Here is a 5,389-nt window from a genome sequence, read left to right as displayed (position 1 = left end):
GCATGGCAAAGTACCACGCCGCTATGGCCGCCAGGGAAGGGGTGGGAGCAGCGCGTAAGCGCCGGCTCCACATTCTTCTTGAAGTGTCCGGTCAAATACCTCTGACCAGACGCTTCCGTGAGAGGGATCTCACGTGGATAAATCGTAAACGAGTGACAAGCGTCGAGGTGAATTCGAATCGAGACGTCGCTAAGGAACGAAGCGTCTTGGGGTTATATGGTCAAGCCTCACGGCTCATTAGTATCAGTTAGCTCAACGCATTGCTGCGCTTCCACACCTGACCTATCAACCACCTAGTCTTGATGGTGCCTTAAGGAGAGTCAAGCTCTCGGGAGATCTCATCTTGGGGCGTGCTTCCCGCTTAGATGCTTTCAGCGGTTATCACTTCCGTTCGTAGCTACCGGGCAATGCCATGGGCATGACAACCCGAACACCAGCGGAACGTCCACTCCGGTCCTCTCGTACTAGGAGCAGCCCCCCTCAAATCTCCAACGCCCACGACAGATAGGGACCGAACTGTCTCACGACGTTCTGAACCCAGCTCGCGTACCACTTTAAATGGCGAACAGCCATACCCTTGGGACCGGCTACAGCCCCAGGATGTGATGAGCCGACATCGAGGTGCCAAACACCGCCGTCGATATGAACTCTTGGGCGGTATCAGCCTGTTATCCCCGGAGTACCTTTTATCCGTTGAGCGATGGCCCTTCCATACAGAACCACCGGATCACTATGACCTACTTTCGTACCTGCTTGATCCGTCGATCTCGCAGTCAAGCACGCTTATGCCATTGCACACAGTGCGCGATGTCCGACCGCGCTGAGCGTACCTTCGTGCTCCTCCGTTACTCTTTGGGAGGAGACCGCCCCAGTCAAACTACCCACCATACACGGTCCCTGACCCGGATTACGGGCCTAGGTTAGAACGTCAAGCACTTCAGGGTGGTATTTCAAGGATGGCTCCACGCAAACTGGCGTCTGCGCTTCAAAGCCTCCCACCTATCCTACACAGAAGAACTCAACGTTCAGTGTAAAGCTATAGTAAAGGTTCACGGGGTCTTTCCGTCTTGCCGCGGGAACGCTGCATCTTCACAGCGAATTCAATTTCACTGAGTCTCGGGTGGAGACAGCGCCGCTGTCGTTACGCCATTCGTGCAGGTCGGAACTTACCCGACAAGGAATTTCGCTACCTTAGGACCGTTATAGTTACGGCCGCCGTTTACTGGGGCTTCGATCAAGAGCTTCGCCTTGCGGCTGACCCCATCAATTAACCTTCCAGCACCGGGCAGGCGTCACACCCTATACGTCCACTTTCGTGTTTGCAGAGTGCTGTGTTTTTGATAAACAGTCGCAGCGGCCAGGTTACTGCGACCCATCGACGCTCAGTCACGCACGTGACCACGTCAATGGGCGCACCTTCTCCCGAAGTTACGGTGCCATTTTGCCTAGTTCCTTCACCCGAGTTCTCTCAAGCGCCTTGGGATTCTCACCCTGCCTACCAGTGTCGGTTTGCGGTACGGTTTTTCCATAGCTGAAGCTTAGTGGCTTTTCCTGGAAGCGTGGTGTCAGTCACTTCGCCCAATAGGGCTCGTCTCGGTGCTCGGCATAAAGAATCCCGGATTTGCCTAAGATTCATGCCTACCTCCTTTCCCCGGGACAACCAACGCCCGGTAGACCTAACCTTCTCCGTCCCCACATCGCACTATGGAAAAGTGCAGGAATATTAACCTGCTTCCCATCGACTACGCATTTCTGCCTCGCCTTAGGGGCCGACTCACCCTGCGCCGATTAACGTTGCGCGAGGAAACCTTGGGCTTTCGGCGTGGGGGCTTTTCACCCCCATTATCGTTACTCATGTCAGCATTCGCACTTCCGATACCTCCAGCAGACTTTACAATCCACCTTCACAGGCTTACGGAACGCTCCTCTACCGCGTACACATAAATGTGCACACCCCGAGCTTCGGTGCATAGCTTAGCCCCGTTAAATCTTCCGCGCAGACCGACTCGACCAGTGAGCTATTACGCTTTCTTTAAAGGGTGGCTGCTTCTAAGCCAACCTCCTGGCTGTCTATGCCTTTCCACATCGTTTTCCACTTAGCTATGACTTTGGGACCTTAGCTGCGGGTCTGGGTTGTTTCCCTTTTCACGACGGACGTTAGCACCCGCCGTGTGTCTCCCGTGTAGTACGTGTTGGTATTCGGAGTTTGCCATGGTTTGGTAAGTCGCGATGACCCCCTAGCCATAACAGTGCTCTACCCCCAACAGTATTCGCACGAGGCGCTACCTAAATAGCTTTCGAGGAGAACCAGCTATCTCCGAGTTTGTTTAGCCTTTCACTCCTATCCTCAGCTCATCCCCATCTATTGCAACAGATGTGGGTTCGGTCCTCCAGTGCGTGTTACCGCACCTTCAACCTGGCCAAGGATAGATCACTCGGTTTCGGGTCTACTGCCAGAGACTATGCGCCCTATTCAGACTCGATTTCTCTTCGCCTCCCCTATACGGTTAAGCTTGCCACTGACAGTAAGTCGCTGACCCATTATACAAAAGGTACGCAGTTACCCTTACGGGCTTCCACTGCTTGTACGTATACGGTTTCAGGGTCTATTTCACTCCCCTCTCCGGGGTTCTTTTCGCCTTTCCCTCACGGTACTAGTTCGCTATCGGTCAGTCAGTAGTATTTAGCCTTGGAGGATGGTCCCCCCATGTTCAGACAAGGTTTCACGTGCCCCGCCTTACTCAATTTCACACAAAATGCCTTTTCGTCGACTGGGCTATCACCATCTATGGCCGGGCTTTCCATCCCGTTTGACTAAAACATAATGTGCTTTTGGGCTAGTCCCCGTTCGCTCGTCGCTACTCAGGGAATCTCGGTTGATTTCTTTTCCTCCGGGTACTTAGATATTTCAGTTCCCCGGGTTCGCCCTGCATGGCTATGTATTCACCATGCAGTACTCCTTGCGGAGTGGGTTTCCCCATTCGGACATTGCCGGATCAAAGCTTGTTGCCAGCTCCCCGACACTTTTCGCAGGCTGCCACGTCCTTCATCGCCTCTGACTGCCAAGGCATCCACCGTATACGCTTAGTCGCTTGACCATATAACCCCAAGTCGCCTCGGGATTAACGTCCAAACCACTTCGTTACTTGCCTTAACACTTGTCTCGGTTCGGTTCGAACCAAGACGCTTGTCACTCGTTTACTTGTTTTCAAAGAACATCACGCCGGCCTCAATGCCGGGTGATTTCAAAATCTTTTGTGTGCTGATACTTCACGCGACGCTTGAGTGGTGGAGCCTGTCGGGATCGAACCGACGACCCCCTGCTTGCAAAGCAGGTGCTCTCCCAGCTGAGCTAAGGCCCCAAGGTATCCTTGGCATAATGGTGGGTCTGGGTGGACTCGAACCACCGGCCTCACCCTTATCAGGGGTGCGCTCTAACCACCTGAGCTACAGACCCAGAGATCGAGCCCCAGAACCTACATCAGCTCGCTTGGAAACGGGTCCGAAGCGGCTTTTGTTGAAGAGTCCGTCCATGAATGGACGGCCTTGATGTTCGCTCTTCGCAAAAGGGACTTTGCGTGAAGTACAGGTGTCTTGTGTGGACGTCTTGCAACCAAAGGTTGCGACTGTCATTTCTTGAAAGGAGGTGATCCAGCCGCACCTTCCGATACGGCTACCTTGTTACGACTTCACCCCAGTCATGAACCACTCCGTGGTCGTCGTCCCCCTTGCGGTTAGACTAACGGCTTCTGGAGCAACTCACTCCCATGGTGTGACGGGCGGTGTGTACAAGGCCCGGGAACGTATTCACCGCGGCATAGCTGATCCGCGATTACTAGCGATTCCGACTTCACGGAGTCGAGTTGCAGACTCCGATCCGGACTGGGATCGGCTTTCTGGGATTGGCTCCACCTCGCGGTATTGCAACCCTCTGTACCGACCATTGTAGTACGTGTGTAGCCCTGGCCGTAAGGGCCATGATGACTTGACGTCATCCCCACCTTCCTCCGGTTTGTCACCGGCAGTCTCCTTAGAGTTCCCGACATTACTCGCTGGCAACTAAGGACAAGGGTTGCGCTCGTTGCGGGACTTAACCCAACATCTCACGACACGAGCTGACGACAGCCATGCAGCACCTGTGTTCCGATTCCCGAAGGCACTCCTGCATCTCTGCTGGATTCCGGACATGTCAAGGCCAGGTAAGGTTCTTCGCGTTGCATCGAATTAAACCACATACTCCACCGCTTGTGCGGGCCCCCGTCAATTCCTTTGAGTTTCAGTCTTGCGACCGTACTCCCCAGGCGGCGAACTTAACGCGTTAGCTTCGACACTGATCTCCGAGTTGAGACCAACATCCAGTTCGCATCGTTTAGGGCGTGGACTACCAGGGTATCTAATCCTGTTTGCTCCCCACGCTTTCGTGCTTCAGCGTCAGTGTTGTCCCAGATGGCCGCCTTCGCCACTGATGTTCCTCCCGATCTCTACGCATTTCACCGCTACACCGGGAATTCCACCATCCTCTGACACACTCTAGCTGTCCAGTATCCATCGCCATTCCCAGGTTGAGCCCGGGGATTTCACGACAGACTTAAACAACCGCCTACGCACCCTTTACGCCCAGTAATTCCGATTAACGCTTGCACCCTTCGTATTACCGCGGCTGCTGGCACGAAGTTAGCCGGTGCTTATTCCTCAGGTACCGTCAGCCCCGCCGGTTATTAACCGACAGTATTTCGCTCCTGATAAAAGTGCTTTACAACCCGAAGGCCTTCTTCACACACGCGGCATTGCTGGATCAGGCTTGCGCCCATTGTCCAATATTCCCCACTGCTGCCTCCCGTAGGAGTCTGGACCGTGTCTCAGTTCCAGTGTGGCTGATCATCCTCTCAGACCAGCTATCGATCGTCGCCTTGGTAAGCCGTTACCTTACCAACTAGCTAATCGAACATCGGTCCGTCTGACCGCGCGAGGCCCGAAGGTCCCCCGCTTTCTCCCGTAGGACGTATGCGGTATTAGCGTAAGTTTCCCTACGTTATCCCCCACGTTCAGGTAGGTCCCGATGCATTACTCACCCGTCCGCCACTCGCCACCCACAGTATTGCTACTGCTGTGCTGCCGTTCGACTTGCATGTGTTAGGCATGCCGCCAGCGTTCAATCTGAGCCAGGATCAAACTCTTCACTTAAGTTTTCGACAACCTCACCCTTGCGAGCTCGGTCATCTATCTTTCTGAAGCGTTAGTCCCAACAAAATCAAAACTCATTACTGACTTTTTCTTTCATTGGACGCTTGCATTGCTTGGACAGGTCGTAACCCTCCATCGCAAGACGTCCACACAATTCACCTGCGCACACTGTCAAAGATCAATCACTTGCTACCGATTTCTCGAT

At 53.9% G+C, this 5,389-nt stretch carries 2 tRNA genes and 2 rRNA genes; all 4 read right to left on the bottom strand.

What is annotated here, in order from left to right:
- Positions 1–216: 216 nt before the first annotated feature.
- Positions 217–3,098 (bottom strand): 23S ribosomal RNA (locus IE071_RS15755).
- Between the two features lie 188 nt (positions 3,099–3,286).
- Positions 3,287–3,362, bottom strand: a tRNA-Ala gene (locus IE071_RS15750).
- A gap of 18 nt (positions 3,363–3,380) precedes the next feature.
- A tRNA-Ile gene (locus IE071_RS15745) sits at positions 3,381–3,457 on the bottom strand.
- Positions 3,458–3,639: 182 nt separating this feature from the next.
- A 16S ribosomal RNA gene (locus IE071_RS15740) occupies positions 3,640–5,184 on the bottom strand.
- Together the 16S and 23S rRNA genes with 2 tRNA genes alongside form the textbook arrangement of a ribosomal RNA operon.
- Positions 5,185–5,389 lie beyond the last annotated feature (205 nt).

It is taken from the genome of Rhodanobacter panaciterrae (genome assembly GCF_014651895.1).
In the GTDB taxonomy this organism is placed as follows: domain Bacteria; phylum Pseudomonadota; class Gammaproteobacteria; order Xanthomonadales; family Rhodanobacteraceae; genus Rhodanobacter; species Rhodanobacter panaciterrae.
The sequence above is the reverse complement of the archived record's forward strand: the minus strand, read 5'-3'. Positions and strand labels throughout refer to the sequence as shown.